The sequence below is a fragment of the Janibacter limosus NBRC 16128 genome, from assembly GCF_001570985.1.
GTDB lineage: Bacteria > Actinomycetota > Actinomycetes > Actinomycetales > Dermatophilaceae > Janibacter > Janibacter limosus.
This window is the reverse complement of the sequence record NZ_BCSS01000010.1, coordinates 1-15,140: the sequence shown is the minus strand read 5'-3', so window position 1 is coordinate 15,140 and position 15,140 is coordinate 1. Positions and strand designations below refer to the sequence as shown.

The 15,140-nt window shown below is 70.4% G+C and carries 12 protein-coding genes; 4 read left to right on the top strand and 8 right to left on the bottom strand.

The window, feature by feature from the left end; translation table 11 throughout:
- The first annotated feature begins 16 nt into the window (after positions 1 to 16).
- Complete coding sequence (locus JLI01S_RS05270; protein WP_245634534.1) at positions 17 to 1,063, top strand: Gfo/Idh/MocA family protein; 1,047 nt, start codon at positions 17 to 19, stop codon at positions 1,061 to 1,063.
- Here the strand turns inward: JLI01S_RS05270 and JLI01S_RS05265 are convergent.
- On the bottom strand, positions 1,047 to 1,424 hold the full coding sequence (locus JLI01S_RS05265; RefSeq protein ID WP_068261325.1) for a sterol carrier family protein: 378 nt from the start codon (positions 1,422 to 1,424) through the stop codon (positions 1,047 to 1,049). The two genes, JLI01S_RS05270 and JLI01S_RS05265, sit on opposite strands and share 17 nt — an antisense overlap.
- A 146-nt stretch (positions 1,425 to 1,570) precedes the next feature.
- Between JLI01S_RS05265 and JLI01S_RS05260 the strand changes: the two genes are divergently transcribed.
- Complete coding sequence (locus JLI01S_RS05260) at positions 1,571 to 3,679, top strand: bifunctional metallophosphatase/5'-nucleotidase (protein WP_068261118.1); 2,109 nt, start codon at positions 1,571 to 1,573, stop codon at positions 3,677 to 3,679.
- 140 nt (positions 3,680 to 3,819) lie between these two features.
- Positions 3,820 to 4,635: a spermidine synthase gene (locus tag JLI01S_RS05255; RefSeq protein ID WP_068261116.1), complete on the top strand. Its 816-nt coding sequence runs from the start codon at positions 3,820 to 3,822 to the stop codon at positions 4,633 to 4,635.
- Positions 4,636 to 4,643: 8 nt separating this feature from the next.
- Here JLI01S_RS05255 and JLI01S_RS05250 read toward each other — a convergent pair whose 3' ends face one another.
- The 4 genes from JLI01S_RS05250 to purS are packed head-to-tail and all read right to left on the bottom strand — an operon-like array spanning position 4,644 to position 8,533.
- Positions 4,644 to 5,309 carry an HAD family hydrolase gene (locus tag JLI01S_RS05250; RefSeq protein WP_068261113.1) on the bottom strand — a complete coding sequence of 222 codons (666 nt, stop codon included), beginning with the start codon at positions 5,307 to 5,309 and terminating at the stop codon, positions 4,644 to 4,646.
- Between the two features lies 1 nt (position 5,310).
- Positions 5,311 to 7,578 (bottom strand): phosphoribosylformylglycinamidine synthase subunit PurL, encoded by a 2,268-nt coding sequence (purL, locus tag JLI01S_RS05245; RefSeq protein ID WP_068261110.1) that lies wholly within the window; start codon positions 7,576 to 7,578, stop codon positions 5,311 to 5,313.
- Entirely contained in the window at positions 7,575 to 8,246 is a 672-nt protein-coding gene (gene purQ, locus JLI01S_RS05240; protein WP_068261108.1) for a phosphoribosylformylglycinamidine synthase subunit PurQ, read from the bottom strand. Before purQ ends, purL begins: the two co-directional genes overlap by 4 nt.
- Positions 8,243 to 8,533, bottom strand: coding sequence for a phosphoribosylformylglycinamidine synthase subunit PurS (gene purS / locus JLI01S_RS05235; RefSeq protein ID WP_055998215.1), 291 nt, complete (start codon positions 8,531 to 8,533; stop codon positions 8,243 to 8,245). Before purS ends, purQ begins: the two co-directional genes overlap by 4 nt.
- Positions 8,534 to 8,595: 62 nt before the next feature.
- Between purS and JLI01S_RS05230 the strand changes: the two genes are divergently transcribed.
- A complete protein-coding gene (locus tag JLI01S_RS05230; protein ID WP_068261105.1) occupies positions 8,596 to 10,251 on the top strand; it encodes an ABC1 kinase family protein in 1,656 nt (551 codons plus the stop codon).
- A gap of 16 nt (positions 10,252 to 10,267) precedes the next feature.
- On the opposite strand, the gene JLI01S_RS05225 is transcribed toward JLI01S_RS05230, so the two are convergent.
- The 3 genes from JLI01S_RS05225 to JLI01S_RS05215 form a co-directional block, all read right to left on the bottom strand.
- Entirely contained in the window at positions 10,268 to 11,821 is a 1,554-nt protein-coding gene (locus JLI01S_RS05225; protein ID WP_068261101.1) for a fatty acyl-CoA synthetase, read from the bottom strand.
- 67 nt (positions 11,822 to 11,888) lie between these two features.
- Positions 11,889 to 14,465 (bottom strand): glycosyltransferase, encoded by a 2,577-nt coding sequence (locus JLI01S_RS05220; protein ID WP_068261098.1) that lies wholly within the window; start codon positions 14,463 to 14,465, stop codon positions 11,889 to 11,891.
- A 189-nt stretch (positions 14,466 to 14,654) separates the two neighbouring features.
- On the bottom strand, positions 14,655 to 15,140 hold a 486-nt coding region (locus JLI01S_RS05215), incomplete at its 5' end, for a phosphoribosylaminoimidazolesuccinocarboxamide synthase (RefSeq protein ID WP_281177450.1).

Genomic DNA, 15,140 nt, shown 5'->3' with positions numbered 1-15,140 from the left:
ATCGTAGGTTGGGGCGATGAGCAGCCAACGCCCGCATGCCGACGTCCCGGGAATGAAGCTCCCCCCAGCCCGCACGCCCGACCCTGCACGCGCTCCATCCCTGCGCTGGGGGCTGCTGGGCGCCGGGTGGATCGCCTCCGAGATGGCCTTCTCCCTGCGGGACACGAGCCAGCAGGTGGTGGCCGTCGGCTCGCGCGACCTGCGCCGCGCGCAGGACTTCGTCGCCGACCATGCCCCGGGTGCCCGTGCCCTCGGCGACTACGCGAGCCTCGTCGCCGACCCGCAGGTCGACGTCGTCTACGTCGCGACCCCCCACAGCGAGCACCTCGAGCACGCGTTGCTCGCCATCAGGGCCGGCAAGCACGTCCTCGTCGAGAAGGCGATGGCCCCGACCGGTGACGCGGCCGCGCAGATCGTCGCCGCGGCCCGGGCGGCCGGTGTCTTCTGCATGGAGGCGATGTGGACCCGGTTCCTCCCGCACATGGACGTCCTGCGCCAGGTCCTCGACTCGGGGATCCTCGGCGAGGTGAGCACCGTGCTCGCCGACCACTCGATCCCGCTGTGGCCGGACGGGCCCGAGCGGTTGGCCAGCCCGGACCTGGCGGGGGGCGCGATGCTCGATCTGGGCATCTACCCCTTGTCCTTCGCCTCGCTGGCGCTCGGTGGCATCTCCTCCGCGGTGGGACTGGGGTCGCTCACCGACCGCGGGGTGGACCGCCGGCTGGCCTTCGTCGTGCAGGGACCCAGCGGCGCGGTCGGGTCGCTGGCCACGGACATGTCCGTCTCGTCTCCCACGACGGCCTCGATCAACGGCACCTGGGCCCGCCTGGAGCTGGACACGATGTTCTACCAGCCGACGACGATGCGGCTGGTCGGCAAGGACGGGGTCGTGCTCGACGAGATGGTCGGCGACCCGATCGAGCAGCACCGCGGCCTGCGCCACGAGGCGACCGAGGTCGCGCTGCGGGTCACGGCCGGCGAGACGGAGTCCCCGGTCATGCCCCTGGACGAGTCCGTGCGGATCCTCGCGGTCGCCGAGGAGTTGCTCAGCTCCCTTCGGTGAGGGGCAGGTGAGCCGACAGGTCGGTGCGCTGACCGCTGACCCGGACCCGCCCGGCGGCCACGCCGTCGGCCCACGTGAGGTCGCCGACCGCCAGCTCCAGCCAGGTCTGCGGGTCGGTCTCGACGACTGCGGGTGGGGTCCCGCGGGTGTGGATCGGGCCCTCCACGCACTGCGCTGCGGCGAAGGGAGGGACCCGCACCTCCACGCTGCGCCCGGGTGCCGCGTCCGCGAGCTCGGCGATGGTGTGCCGGACCGCGGTCGCCAGGGTCGGGCGGGGCACGCTCGACCGGTCCTCCTCGGAGGCCCAGGCGCGCAGCGCAGCCCATCCTTCGTCCACGGGGATCCGACGTCGTCCAGCCACGGCCCCATCCTCCCACCGGCGACCGTTCACCTGATGGCCACATCCGTGACCTCGCTCAGCCCACATCCGTCCCCTGAGTACGGCAGAGTCATCTCGGTATGCCCGTGTCGGGCACGTCACTGCTGTGTTCTGGGAGGAACCCCGTCATGTCCCTCGCGAAGAAGGGCGCCTCGCTGCTCGTCGCCACCGGTGCGGTCACCGCACTCGTCGCCACGGCCGGCGCCGCTCACGCTGCCGACCCCGTCGACCCGGGTGGCATCGACCCGGCGCTGACCACGGTCAACCTGCTCAACATCAACGACTTCCACGGTCGGATCGACACGGACGGGACCGGCGCGTCCGGCAAGGCCCTGGCGTGCACCGTCGTCACGACCAGGGCCGCACTGGGCGAGGACTCCACCGCGTTGCTGTCCGCTGGCGACAACATCGGGGCCTCCCCCTTCACCTCCGCGTCGCAGGAGGACCTGCCGACGATCACCTTCCTCAACGCGCTCGGGCTCAAGGCCAGCGCGGTCGGCAACCACGAGTTCGACCGCGGGTTCTCCGACCTGACCGGTCGGGTCGACCAGGCGGCCGACTACGAGCAGCTCGGTGCCAATGTCTACGAGCGAGGCACGAGCAACCCGGCCCTGTCGGAGTACGAGATCGTCGAGGTGGACGGCATCAAGGTCGGCGTCGTCGGCGCGATCACGCAGCAGACCCCGTCGCTCGTCACCCCGACCGGCGTGGCCGGCCTCGACTTCGGCGACCCTGTCGCGGCCGTCAACCGCGTGGCCGCGCAGCTCAAGGACGGCGATGCGACCAACGGTGAGGCCGATGTCGTCGTCGCCGAGTACCACGAGGGTGCGACCGAGGGTGACTCCCTGAGCACCTTCGACGACCAGGTCCGGGCCGGAGGCGCCTTCGCTGCGATCGCCAACGACACGGGTGCCGAGGTCGACGCGATCTTCACCGGCCACACCCACAAGGGCTACGCCTGGGACGCCCCGGCGCCCGACGGTGACGGCACCCGCCCGATCATCCAGTCCAACTCCTACGGCGACACCCTCGGCCAGCTCCAGCTGGGTATCGACCCCGCGACGGGTGAGGTCGTGGAGTACTCGGCCACCAACATCGCGGTCGAGGACGCCACCGACGAGTGCGCGGCCAATCCGGTCTACACGACGGCTGCCGGCATCGTCGACGACGCCGTGGCCGAGGGCAACGAGCTCGGCAAGCAGGTCATCGGCGAGGTCACCGACAACATCACGACCGCGCACAAGGACGGCGAGCGTGACGACCGGCTGCGCGAGTCCACCCTGGGCAACCTGACGGCCGACATCTGGCTCGATGCCCTCAACCAGCCCGGCCGCAGCGGCGCTGACATCGGCATCATGAACTCCGGTGGGCTGCGTGACGAGCTGCTGTACGAGCCCACGGGCTCCGAGGAGCCGGGCGAGGTGACCTATGCCGAGGCCGCTGCCATCAACCCCTTCGCCAACACGATGATGACGGTCGACCTCACGGGCACCCAGTTCGTCACCCTGCTGGAGCAGCAGTGGCAGCCGGAGGGCAGCTCGCGGCCCTTCCTCAAGCTCGGCCTGTCCGACAACGTCTCCTACACCTACGACCCCGACGCGGCGCTGGGCGAGCGGGTCACCGCCGTGAGCGTCGACGACGCGCCCATCGACGCGGACGGCACGTACACGGTGGCCTCCGGGTCCTTCCTCATCGGCGGCGGCGACAACTTCGCTGTCCTCGCCGAGGGCACCAATGCGACGGACACCGGGCTCATCGACACGGACGCCTTCGTCAACTACTTCTCGCGGCACGACTCGGTCAGCCCGGACTTCCGCAAGCAGGCCATCGCGGTGACCGACGCCCCGAGCGAGATCACGACCGGTGACGAGGTCTCCTTCACCGCCTCTGACCTCGATCTGACGTCGCTGGGGTCGCCGACCAACACGCAGGTCGAGGTCTTCGTCGGTGACACCTCGGTCGGTACCTTCGCGGTCACCCCGGACTCCATCGACGGCACGCCGACCCGCAAGGGCAGCGCGGACATCACCTTCACCGCTCCGGACGGCCTGACGGAGGGCGCCTCGTCGATCCGCCTCGTGGCCTCCCCCAGCGACTCGGAGGCCTCCTTCCCCGTGAGCGTCGTCGCCGGCCCGGGCTCGGGCGACGACGACCAGGACGGTGGCGACCAGGACGGTGATGACCAGGGTTCCGACACCCCGCACGGCCCAGTCATCGAGACCGACATCGTCGACTGAGGCTGCCGGGCCGCTGCACACCCCCCACGCCCACCTGAACCCGATTCAGGTGGGCGTGTCGTGCTGTGTACTGGCGAGTACCCAGCACGACGCGCCCAGCAGACTGCTCAGGGTGGGCGCGCGTGTGTGAAGGTGTCGCCATGACAGAGGTGGAGTTCGTGCCCGACGAGCACGGTGGCGTGACCGTCATGCGCGATGGGCACCCGCAGAGCCACGTCGACATCGACGATCCCGACCACCTCGTCTTCGAGTATGTGCAGCACATGGCGGCCGTGCTCGACACAGTCTTCCCCGGCCCCGATCCGATCGGCGTGACGCACGTCGGTGGGGCGGGGCTCTCCCTGCCACGCTGGGTGCAGGCCACCCGCCCCGGCTCGCCCCAGATCGTCCTCGAGCCCGACGAGGTGCTGACCGCCGCAGTCCGCAAGGAGCTCCCACTCCCCCGCGGCCACCGCATCCGAGTGCGCCCGCAGCTCGGCCGACCCGGTGTCGAGGCCCTCAAGGACGCCTCCGCGCATGCGGTCGTCGTCGACGCCTTCGACGAAGGGAGGGTCCCCGCCGATCTGCAGACCACCGAGTTCTTCGGTCATGTCGCTCGCGTACTGCGCCCTGACGGCGTGCTCGTCATGAACTCCCCAGACGAGCCGGGCTGGCGGCACCTCTCTGACGTCCACGCCGGGTTGAGCGCAGCCTTCGGGCCCGCTGCGAGCGTGGCCCTGATCGCGATGCGCGACGTACTCAAGGGGCGGCGTTACGGCAATGCGGTGCTCGTCGCGGCCCATCGCCCACTCGATCTCGACGAGGTCCGGAGGCAGGTTGCGCGCTGGCCCTTCCCCTCAGGCGTGCTGGCGGGCCCGGCCCTAGCCAAGCGGACGACCGCGGGTCGGCCGCTCACGGATGGCGAGTCCCGCCCTTCGCCCGCGGCTCCCGAGCCCGGTCAGTGGCGCGTGCGCTGACCGAGCGGTCAGGCGTGAGCGCTCAGGCGCGCGATGACCGACGGCAGGTCGGCCATGTCGTCGATGACGGCGCTGGCCTCGTCCAGCCAGCCCGTCGGGGTCATGTCGCTGCGGTAGCCCACGACCGGCATGTCTGCCGCCACTGCTGCCTCGATCCCGGCCCGGCTGTCTTCAACGACGATGCAGCGCTGCGGGTCGAAGCCCATCTCGCGGGCCGCGAGGAGGAAGACATCGGGCGCCGGCTTGCCGTGCTCGACCTGCTCGGCGCTGAAGCGCGCCTCGTCGGGGAAGAGCGGCTCCAGCCCCGTGCGAGCGAGCTTGCTCCCGATGGCAGCCATGAGCGAGCCCGAGGCGACGCAGACCTCGTGCCCGAGGTCCCGGACCGCCTCGACGGCCTCGCCGGCACCGGCGATCGGCTCGAGCTCATCCTGACTGCGGTGGAACTCAGCCCGCCAGGCCCGCTCCCACTCGGGATCGGGCACGGCGCCGGTGAGCTCGGCGAGGGTGACCCGGTTGTCCTTGTAGGCCTTGCCGACGAAGGTCTCGACCGCGTCGGCCTCGGTGAAGTCGACCCCGGCATCACGCATCATCCCGGTCCAGGTCCGCACGTTGAGCCGCTCGCTGTCGACGAGCACGCCGTCGCAGTCGAAGATGACCAGCCAGTCGGGAGCCATGTCAGCCGAAGTACCGCTGCATCGTCCCGGTGTGGGCCGTGCGCATCTCCTCGATCGACAGCTCGAAGACGTCCTTGACCTTGAGCCGATCACCGTCGGTGCTGCCGAGACGGGCGATCGGGACACCGTGGGCCTCGGCGATGCCGACGACGGTGGCCAGGTCGGCCTCGGAGCGCACGGTGACCAGGGCGCGCGCGGCGGACTCGGAGTACAGCGCGGTGAAGGCGTCAACGCCATCGCGGTCCAGGACCGGCGACAGGTCGAGCGATGCCCCGATGCCGCCAGTCATCGCCGACTCCGCCAACGTGACCGCCAGGCCGCCATCGGACAGGTCGTGCGAGCTGGACAGCACGCCACGACGGACCGCGTCGACGAAGAAGTCGGCGAGCGCCTTCTCTGCGGTGAGGTCGACCGTGGGCGGCAGTCCACCGAGGTGGCCGTGCAGCGCGTGCGCCCACTCACCGCCGTCGAGCTCGTCGCGGGTCTCGCCGAGGAGGAGGACGATCTCCCCCTTCGTCTCGAAGCCGGAGGACACGACCGTCGCGACATCGTCGATGACGCCGAGCACGCCGACGACGGGCGTCGGGTGGATCGCCGTCTCACCGGTCTGGTTGTAGAAGGAGACATTGCCGCCGGTCACCGGGATGCCCAGCTCGAGGCAGGCATCGAAGAGCCCGCCGATGGCCTGCTGGAACTGCCACATGACGGCCGGGTCCTCGGGCGAACCGAAGTTGAGGCAGTCGGTGACGGCCAGGGGCAGAGCGCCGGTGGTCGCGACATTGCGGTAGGACTCGGCCAGCGCCAGCTGCGCACCGGCGTAGGGGTCGAGCCGACCGAAACGGCCGTTGCAGTCGGTCGAGAGCGCGACGCCGAGGCCACTCTCCTCGTCGACGCGCACGACACCGGAGTCGTGCGGCATCGCGCGCTTGGTGTTGCCCAGGACATAGCGGTCGTACTGGTCGGTGACCCAGGACTTGTCGCAGATGTTGGGCGAGGCGAGCAGCGCCAGCAGGTCGGCGCCCAGGTCCGCGGGGCGGGGGAGGGAGGAGCTCGAGTCCGCCTGCACCGCGTCGATCCACTCCGGGCGGGCGATCGGACGGTCGTAGACCGGGCCGTCGTGGGCCACGGAGCGCGGCGGCACGTCGACGATGGTCTGACCGTGCCAGGTGACGACGAGACGGTCACCCTCGGTGACCTCACCGAGGACGGCGGCCTCGACATCCCAACGGCCGGTGATCTCGAGGAAGGCGTCGAGCTTGTCGGGCGCGACGACGGCCATCATCCGCTCCTGCGACTCCGACATCAGGATCTCCTCGGGGGAGAGCGTGGAGTCGCGCAGCGGGACGCGGTCGAGCTCGATGCTCATGCCGCCGTCACCGGCGGAGGCGAGCTCGGAGGTGGCGCAGGACAGGCCCGCGCCCCCGAGGTCCTGGATGCCCTCGACGACGCCTGCGGCGTAGAGGTCGAGGCAGCACTCGATGAGCACCTTCTCCGCGAAGGGGTCGCCGACCTGGACGGCGGGCCGCTTGGCGGGGCCGCCCTCGTCGAAGGTCTCGGACGCAAGGATCGAGACGCCACCGATGCCGTCGCCTCCGGTCTTGGCGCCGAAGAGCACGATCTTGTTGCCCGCGCCCGTGGCATTGGCCAGGTGCAGGTCCTCGTGGCGAAGGGAGCCGACGCACAGGGCGTTGACGAGCGGGTTGCCCTGGTAGCAGTCGTCGAAGACGATCTCGCCGCCGATGTTGGGCAGGCCGAGGGAGTTGCCGTAGCCGCCGATGCCCTTGACGACGCCGGGCAGGACCCGAGTGGTGTCGGGGTGGTCGATGGCGCCGAAGCGCAGGGGGTCCATGACGGCAATCGGGCGGGCGCCCATCGCCATGATGTCGCGGACGATGCCGCCGATGCCGGTGGCCGCGCCCTGGTAGGGCTCGACATAGCTCGGGTGGTTGTGGGACTCGACCTTGAAGGTCACCGCCCAGCCCTGGCCGATGTCGATGACGCCCGCGTTTTCGCCGATGCCGGCGAGGGTCTTGCCCAGCGGCGTCTCAGAGGGCAGGTCACCGAAGCGCTTCAGGTGCACCTTGGAGGACTTGTAGCTGCAGTGCTCGGACCACATGACCGAGTACATGGCCAGCTCGGCGCTCGTGGGGCGACGCTCGAGGATGGAGACGATGCGCTCGTACTCGTCCTGCTTGAGCCCGAGGTCGGCCCACGGCTGCTCGACGTCGGGGGTCTGGCTGGCCTGGTCGACCGTGTCGAGGGCGCTCATGCGGACACCACCTGCTGGAGGACGGACGTGAAGAAGGTGCGACCGTCCAGGCTCGGGCCGAAGCCCTCCTCGACGGCGTGCTCGGGGTGCGGCATGAGCCCGACGACATTGCCGCGCTCGTTGGTGATGCCGGCGATCCCCCGGGAGGAGCCGTTGGGGTTGTCCCCGACATAGCGGAAGGCGACCTGTCCCTCCCCTTCGAGCCGGTCGAGGGTGGCCTCGTCGGCGACGAACTGGCCGTCCTGGTTCTTCAGCACGATGCTGATCTCCTGGTCGACCTCGAAGCCGTTGGTCCAGGCGCTGCTCGCGTTCTCGACCCGCAGGACCTGGTCACGGCAAAGGAACTTGCGGTGGTCGTTCTGGATCATCGACCCGGGCAGCAGGTGCGACTCGGTGAGGATCTGGAAGCCGTTGCAGATGCCGAGGACCGGCATGCCGCCCTTCGCGGCCGTGATGACCTCGGTCATGACCGGGGCGAAACGGGCGATGGCTCCGGCGCGCAGGTAGTCGCCGTAGGAGAAGCCGCCGGGGATGACGACCGCGTCGACGCCGAGCAGGTCGGCGTCGCCGTGCCACAGCTCGACGGCCTCGCCGCCGGCGATGCGCACGGCGCGGCGGGCGTCGGAGTCGTCGAGGCTGCCGGGGAAGGTGACGACGCCGATCTTCACGCGCCCGCCCCGGTGATCGGCGCCTGCTCCGGCTCGTCGCTCGTCAGCTCGTGGACGTTGACGACGTCCTCGATGACGGGGTTGGACAGGAGCGTCTCGGCGGCCTCGCGGGCCTTGGCGAGGTGCTCGTCGGTGACCTCACCGTCGACGGAGAGGACGAAGCGCTTGCCCTGCCGCACATCGGTGAACTGGTCCAGGCCCAGCCGGGGCAGTGCCCCGCGGACGGCCTGACCCTGGGGGTCGAGGATCTCGGGCTTGAGCATGACGTCGACGACGATGCGTCCCACGGGGAATCTCCTGGTGCGAAGGGGGTGCGTCCGCGGCGAGTCTAGTTGGGCAGGATGGACCCATGAGCAGCAGCCGGTACTCCGACCTCGTGCGACTCCTCCTGCGTCACGGCCGGGGTGACCTGCTCGCCGGAGCGCAGCAGGACGACCTCGGCGCCGACGAGGACCTGCCGGACGGGGCGACGAAGGGGGCGGAGGCCTTCGCCGCGGACCTCGAGGCGATGGGGCCCACGTACATCAAGCTCGGCCAGCTGCTCTCCACGCGCTTCGACCTGCTGCCGCCGGCCTACACCCAGGCCCTGACCCGGCTGCAGGACTCGGTGAAGCCCTTCCCCTTCGAGCAGGTCCGCGAGATCGTCGAGGAGGAGCTCGGGGCGCGGATCAAGGACCTCTTCGCGTTCTTCGACGAGGAGCCGCTCGCGGCGGCCTCGCTCGGCCAGGTCCACCAGGCGACGACCCGCTCCGGGAGGGACGTCGTCGTCAAGGTGCAGCGTCCCGACGTGCGCGAGACGGTCCGTGGCGACATGGACGCCCTGGACACCGTCACCGGCCTGGCGGACAAGCACACCAGCATCGGTCGCTCCTACGGTCTCAACCAGCTGCTGCGCCAGTTCCGCCGATCGCTCGTCGACGAGCTCGACTACCGCCGCGAGGCGCGCAACCTGCTGCGCTTCATCGAGCTGACCGCCGAGCACGACCGGCTCGTCGTGCCGGAGCCGGTGATGCAGCTGACGACGACCCGGGTGCTGACGATGGAGCACATCGAGGGCCGCAAGGTCACCGACCTCGGGCCCCTGGCGCTCATCGACCTCGACGCCCGCCCGCTCGTGGAGCAGCTCTTCCACTGCTATCTGCGGATGATCCTCGACGACGGGGTCCTCCACGCCGACCCGCACCCGGGCAACCTGCTCGTCACCGACGACGGGCGCCTGGCCCTGCTGGACCTCGGGATGGTCGCGACGGTGCCCCAGCGGGTGCAGACGCACGTCACCAAGCTCCTGCTCGCGATCAACGATGGTGAGGGCGAGGAGGCCGCAGCAGTCCTGGCGGACATGGGCCACCCTCTCGAGGACCACGACGCCGCGGCCTTCCGCGACGACGTGGCGCACCTCGTGAGCGAGGCGGTGGCCAGCGGCTCCGACCTGCAGGCCGGCCGACTGCTCGTCGAGCTGTCGCGCCTCTCGGGGGTCCACGGCCTGCGACCACCGGCGGAGATGGCGATGATCGGCAAGGCGCTGCTCAACCTCGACCAGACGACCATCCACCTCGACCCGGACTTCTCCCCCGCGGACGCGATCCGGGACAACGTGTCCGACATCTTCGCCTCGTCGCTCAAGGTCTCGCCCGGAGGGCTGCTCACGGCAGCCATCGAGACCAAGGAGTTCACCGCGCAGCTGCCCAAGCGGGCCAACCGGATCCTGGACACCCTCGCCCGCGGCGAGATGCGGGTGCGGGTCGACGCCATCGACGAGCAGCGGCTGCACCTCGTGCTCCAGCGGGTCGCCAACCGGCTGACCCTCGGCCTGATCATCGCGGCGACGATCATCGGAGCGGCGATGATGATGCGCGTCGAGACCGACGCGCGCATCCTCGGTTTCCCGGCGATCGCGATGGTCTTCTTCACCGTCGCCGTGCTGGCGGCCGTCGCGCTCGCGGTGCACATCGTGCTCACCGACCGGGAGATCGCGCGCAACCACCCTTCGCGTGAGGAGGACTAGCCCGAGCGGCGCACCATCAGCTGAAGCGCTCCCGCAGCTCGCGCTTGAGGATCTTGCCGCTCGGGTTCTTGGGCAGCTCGGTGAGGATCTCGATCCGCTTGGGCCGCTTGTAGGGGGCGAGCAGGCCGGCGCAGTGCTCCTGGACTGACTCGGCGGTCAGGGCGGACCCCTCCTTGGCCACGACCGTCGCGGTGACGGCCTCGATCCACTTGGGGTCGGCCAGCGCGAAGACGGCGACCTCGGCCACGTCGGGGTGGGTGTAGATCGCCTCCTCGACCTCGCGGGAGGCGACATTCTCACCACCGGTCTTGATCATGTCCTTCTTGCGGTCGACGATCGTGATCCGACCGTCATCGTCCGCGACGGCCAGGTCACCGGAGTGGAACCAACCGCCGGCGAAGGCCTCCGCGGTCTTGTCCTCGTTGCGCCAGTAGCCGGCTGCGATCTGCGGGCTGCGGTGCACGACCTCGCCGACCTCACCCATCGGCACCTCGTTGCCGTCGTCGTCGACGAGCCGAGTCTCGACATTGAGCACCGGCCGGCCGGCCGAGCCGGCGTGGCTCAGCTGCTCGTGCGGCGGCAGGATCGTCGCGACGGGAGCGAGCTCGGTCTGGCCGTAGAAGTTCCACAGGCTGAGCTCCGGCAGCCGCTGCAGGATCTCCTTGAGCACCTCGACCGGCATCGCGGCGGCGCCGTAGTAGCCCTTGCGCAGCGAGGACAGATCGGTGGAGTCGAAGTCCGCGTGGCGCAGCAGCCCGATCCACACGGTCGGCGGCGCGAAGTACTTGGTGATCCCGTGCTCGGCGATCGCCCGCAGCACCGCGCCCGGCTCCGGCGCGGGCAGGATGATGCTCGTCGCGCCCAGCATGATGTCCGGTCCGAGGAAGCAGTCCAGCTGCGCGCAGTGGTAGAGCGGCAGGGTGTGCAGGTCGATGTCGTCACCGGTCATCCCGCCGTCGATGATCGCGCTCAGGTACTCGGCCTGCAGGGCACGGGAGGTGAGCAGCGCTCCCTTGGGCCGTGACTCGGTGCCCGAGGTGTACATGAGGCGGATCGGGTCGTCGTCCGCGACGAGCGGCGGCGTCCAGCCCGAGGCGTCGGTCCCCACCAGATCGGCGAAGGGGGTCCACCCCGCGGCCTCTCCCCCGGAGACGATCCGCGTGGTCACCTCCTGCCCACTGCTCTCGATCCCGGACTCGACGGTCGCGACGAACTCGGGCTGGGCGATGAAGGCGACCGGCTCGGCGTCGCCGAGGATCCAGCCGACCTCGTCGGCGGTGAGCATGAAATTGATCGGGACGAGGATCGCGCCCAGACGCGCCGCGCCCCAGGCGATCGCGGCGAAGTCGGCGCTGTTGCGGCTGAGCAGGGCGACCCGGTCCCCCTTCGCCACGCCGTGGTCGGCCAGACCGGCCGCCACCGACGAGACGATCGCGTCGAGCTCACGGAAGCTCCAGCGGGTCTCCCCGTCGATGATCGCGGTCTTGTCGTGGAAGCGGGCAGCGCTGCGGCGCAGCACCTCTCCCAGTCCGTTGGCGCGGGCGGTGTCCATCTCGGTCGTCGTCGACATGACCGCAGTCTGCCCCGAGTGAGGTGCGGACCGAAGGATCAGCGGCCGGCCGATCGGGCCGACGGGGTCAGCTCGCCTGCCACTCCCCGGCGAAGGGGGTCACCGAGCCGGACCACGGCTTGGTGGTGTCGCGCCAGCTCACGAGGGCCGGGTCCTCCTGGACCTCGTAGCCGGGGGCGTGGTTCCACTCGGCGTCGAGGACCGTGTGGTGCTGCCCGACGTGGAGGTTGACCGCCTCACGGAAGGTCATGCCGTAGTCCGTGACCAGCGGCAGGATGTGGCCGGTGAGGTTGTCACGGCGAGCGGCCTCGAGGTCGACGACCATGACATTGGTGTCGAAGGTCTCCCACTGCCCGGAGTGCTCGCGGTGCGCGGCGATGAGGAAGTCGAGGGCCTTGTGGTTGTCGTCGCCCTGACGGCTGGAGACGCGGTGGATGAGCTCCAAGCCGTTCTGGCGACCCCGGTGACGCTCGGCAGCCGCCGCCACGAAGGTGCCGTCCGCGGGCGTCACGTCGGCCAGCGTGGCCAGGTCCTGCCGCACGAGCGCTGCCGCGGGAAGGAAGACCACCCGCTGCGCCTGCGGCAGCGCGGCCGACGCAAGGGCGAGGGTCAGCTCGTGCCGGGTGGCCGGCGTGGCGCCGCCCAGCTCGCGGAGCGTGGCCTCGTCGGGGCGCAGCCAGCGCACCGTGAGGGGCAGGTCCTCGGCGAGGAGCTTTTCCTGCTCGGCGCTGCTCGAGTGGGCGTCGACCGCCCAGACCCGCACGGGCGCCGAGGTGTGGGCGTCGATCGACCGGAGGAGTCGCGGCAGGTGCTTCAGCTCACCCCGCCGGACGTCGACGACGACGTCGATGGCGTCACCGTCCGTGGCTGCGGCGCCGAGGCCCGACGCGGCGACGAGGGAGTCGACCTCAGCGGTCTCGAGCACGCGCAGGTGCTTGGACCCGAGGAACTCGTCAGCCTCGGCCATCGCCGGGGCGGTGACCTCGCGCCAGGTCGCATAGACCTCGTCCTCACTGGCACCGGAGGCGATCGTCTGCAGCACGACCGCGACCTTGTCGAGGATCCCCTGACGGATCCGCTCGAAGTCCTCGTCGGTGGTGTCGATCAGGCCACCGAAGCGGGTGTCGGACCGGTTCTTGGGCAGGAAGGTGACCTTGGAGCCGACCGAGCGCGACGGAAGGTTGCAGTGCAGGCGGGAGGTGATGACCTTGTCGTACTCGAGGTGGTAGTGGGAGACCCAGTCGCGGGCGAGCCGCAGGTTCTCGACGAAGGAGAGGTCCCGGATCCCGGTCTGGACCTGGGTGCGTGAGACCCCCGGGCCGGTCTGCGGGGAGTCGACGTAGATGGTGGCGTCTCGCGTGTCCTCGCCGTCACGGCGGAAGACCGTGTCGACGGTGGTCGTCATGCAGCCGGAGAAGAAGGCGGGGACGCCCACGGCGCGCAGCAGGGCGACGCTCTGCCAGTCCCGGCAGCCGATCGGGGCGTACTTGCGCAGGTAGTCGACGACCTCGGGCGTCAGCATCTCCGGGAAGCGGACGTAGACCGACAGGATGATCGGCCGCACGTTGTCGTGGAAGGGGATGGCGAAGCCCTGACCGAACATGTGGTGCATGAACCAGCCGAAGGTCACCGCGTAGGTCTGCTCGGGGATCGCCTGGAAGGGGTTGCCGTCACGGTTGAGCTCGAAGAGGTTGAGCGTGGCGGACGGGCCGTCGACGAGACGCTCGGTCTTGGTCGTGGACCGCAGCTCGCCGGCGAACTCGACGATGTCCTCGTTGCCCACGAAGCGGAAGTTCTGCTGGCGCACGATGTGGCCCATGGAGGCGACCGTCTGGATGTAGTCACCGATGTTGCGCGAGACGACATCGGGCTGGTCGTAGCCGATGACCCCGTAGTTGATGGCGCCGGGCACCTGCGGGATCTCGGCTCGCTTGGAGCCCTCCGGGAGCCAGGTCGCGAGGCGGGCGAGCTCCTTGCGCACGCTCGTGCTCGTCGCGGCGTCGGGCAGCTCCTGGGCGGTCGTGATCAGCAGGCGGGACTGGTCGTGCAGCCCACGAACGAGCGCCTTCTGGGCGACGCGCAGCAGCGCCAGGCCACTCCAGGAGCGGTACCGGCCGGACTCGATGTCCGCGTCGAGGATCGGGGCGGCGTCGTCACCGAGGGCACCGAAGGCCGCAGCGTAGAGCTCGTTGGCCACGGACTGCGAGGCGGGCGTGCCGGCGATCTCCGACATGACCGACCAGGCCTTGACCGGACCCGAGCTGTTGAGCAGGGCCACCCCGAGGACCGCGCAGCCCAGACCGCGGGTCGCTGCCTGCTCGTGAAGGGCGTGACCGAAGGCGACGGCCTTGTCCCGCTCGCCCTGCTTGACCAGCGCACGGACCTCGTCCAGCGCGGAGACCTCGAGGGAGACGCCGCGCGCCACCCGGTCGGCGTTGACGGTGCGGGAGCGCGCCTTGCGCGCGGCCTCGACCTTGAGCTTGACGGCCGCCTTGGTCGGCGGCACGTCGCCCGTGCCGTTGCCCGGCGAGTCCGCCTCGGGGAACTCGCGCTCGAGGGCGCGGTACCCGCTGACGAAGGGCTTGGGGTCGGGCACCGAGACGTCGGCCTCACGCACGTCGGCCAGCCGGGCGATGGTGGGCATGGCCCGTCCCGCTGCAGGCCGCAGCACCTTCTTCAGGCCCCTCTTCAGGGGCGGAAGCAGCGGATCAATGGACCGGCGGGTGGAACTCATGTTTATGACTACGCCTTCGCTGGGTGCTGGTGTCCTCGACTCGCGAGTGTATCGGCCACCCCCCGCCCGACCCTCTGCACCGAGTCGTCCGGGCGTGCCTCAGGCGCGGGGTGCTGGGGAGAAGGACTGGCCCGTCAGCCGCTCGTAGGCCTCGATGTACTTCGCGCGGGTCTGCGCGACGACGTCCTCAGGCAGCGAAGGGGGCGCCTCGCCCGAGCTCTTGTCCCAGCCGGAGGCCGGTGACGTCAACCAGTCGCGGACGTACTGCTTGTCATAGCTGGGCTGCTGGCGTCCCGGCTCCCAGGACTCGGCCGGCCAAAAACGTGAGGAGTCCGGCGTGAGGACCTCGTCCGCGAGGACGATCTCGCAGTCGGCCCCACGGTCGCGGATGGCGGCCCGCTCGTCCTCCCCTTCGGCCAGGGTCAGGCCATGCAGGCCGAACTCGACCTTGGTGTCCGCGAGGATGATCCCGCGCTCAGTGGCGATCTCGTTGCCGCGCTGCAGGATCCGGACGGTGAGGTCGCGAGCCCGCTCGGCGAGCGCCTGCCCGACCTCGTCGACGACCCCGGCGAAGGGGATCGGCTC

What these genes read in the sequence shown, in the direction of transcription:
- JLI01S_RS05270 (WP_245634534.1), top strand. Translation starts at nt 17, where the DNA reads ATGAGCAGCCAACGCCCGCATGCCGACGTCCCGGGAATGAAGCTCCCC.
- JLI01S_RS05260 (WP_068261118.1), top strand. Translation starts at nt 1,571, where the DNA reads ATGTCCCTCGCGAAGAAGGGCGCCTCGCTGCTCGTCGCCACCGGTGCG.
- JLI01S_RS05255 (WP_068261116.1), top strand. Translation starts at nt 3,820, where the DNA reads ATGACAGAGGTGGAGTTCGTGCCCGACGAGCACGGTGGCGTGACCGTC.
- JLI01S_RS05250 (WP_068261113.1), bottom strand. Translation starts at nt 5,309, where the DNA reads ATGGCTCCCGACTGGCTGGTCATCTTCGACTGCGACGGCGTGCTCGTC.
- purL (WP_068261110.1), bottom strand. Translation starts at nt 7,578, where the DNA reads ATGAGCGCCCTCGACACGGTCGACCAGGCCAGCCAGACCCCCGACGTC.
- JLI01S_RS05230 (WP_068261105.1), top strand. Translation starts at nt 8,596, where the DNA reads ATGAGCAGCAGCCGGTACTCCGACCTCGTGCGACTCCTCCTGCGTCAC.
- JLI01S_RS05225 (WP_068261101.1), bottom strand. Translation starts at nt 11,821, where the DNA reads ATGTCGACGACGACCGAGATGGACACCGCCCGCGCCAACGGACTGGGA.
- JLI01S_RS05220 (WP_068261098.1), bottom strand. Translation starts at nt 14,465, where the DNA reads ATGCCCACCATCGCCCGGCTGGCCGACGTGCGTGAGGCCGACGTCTCG.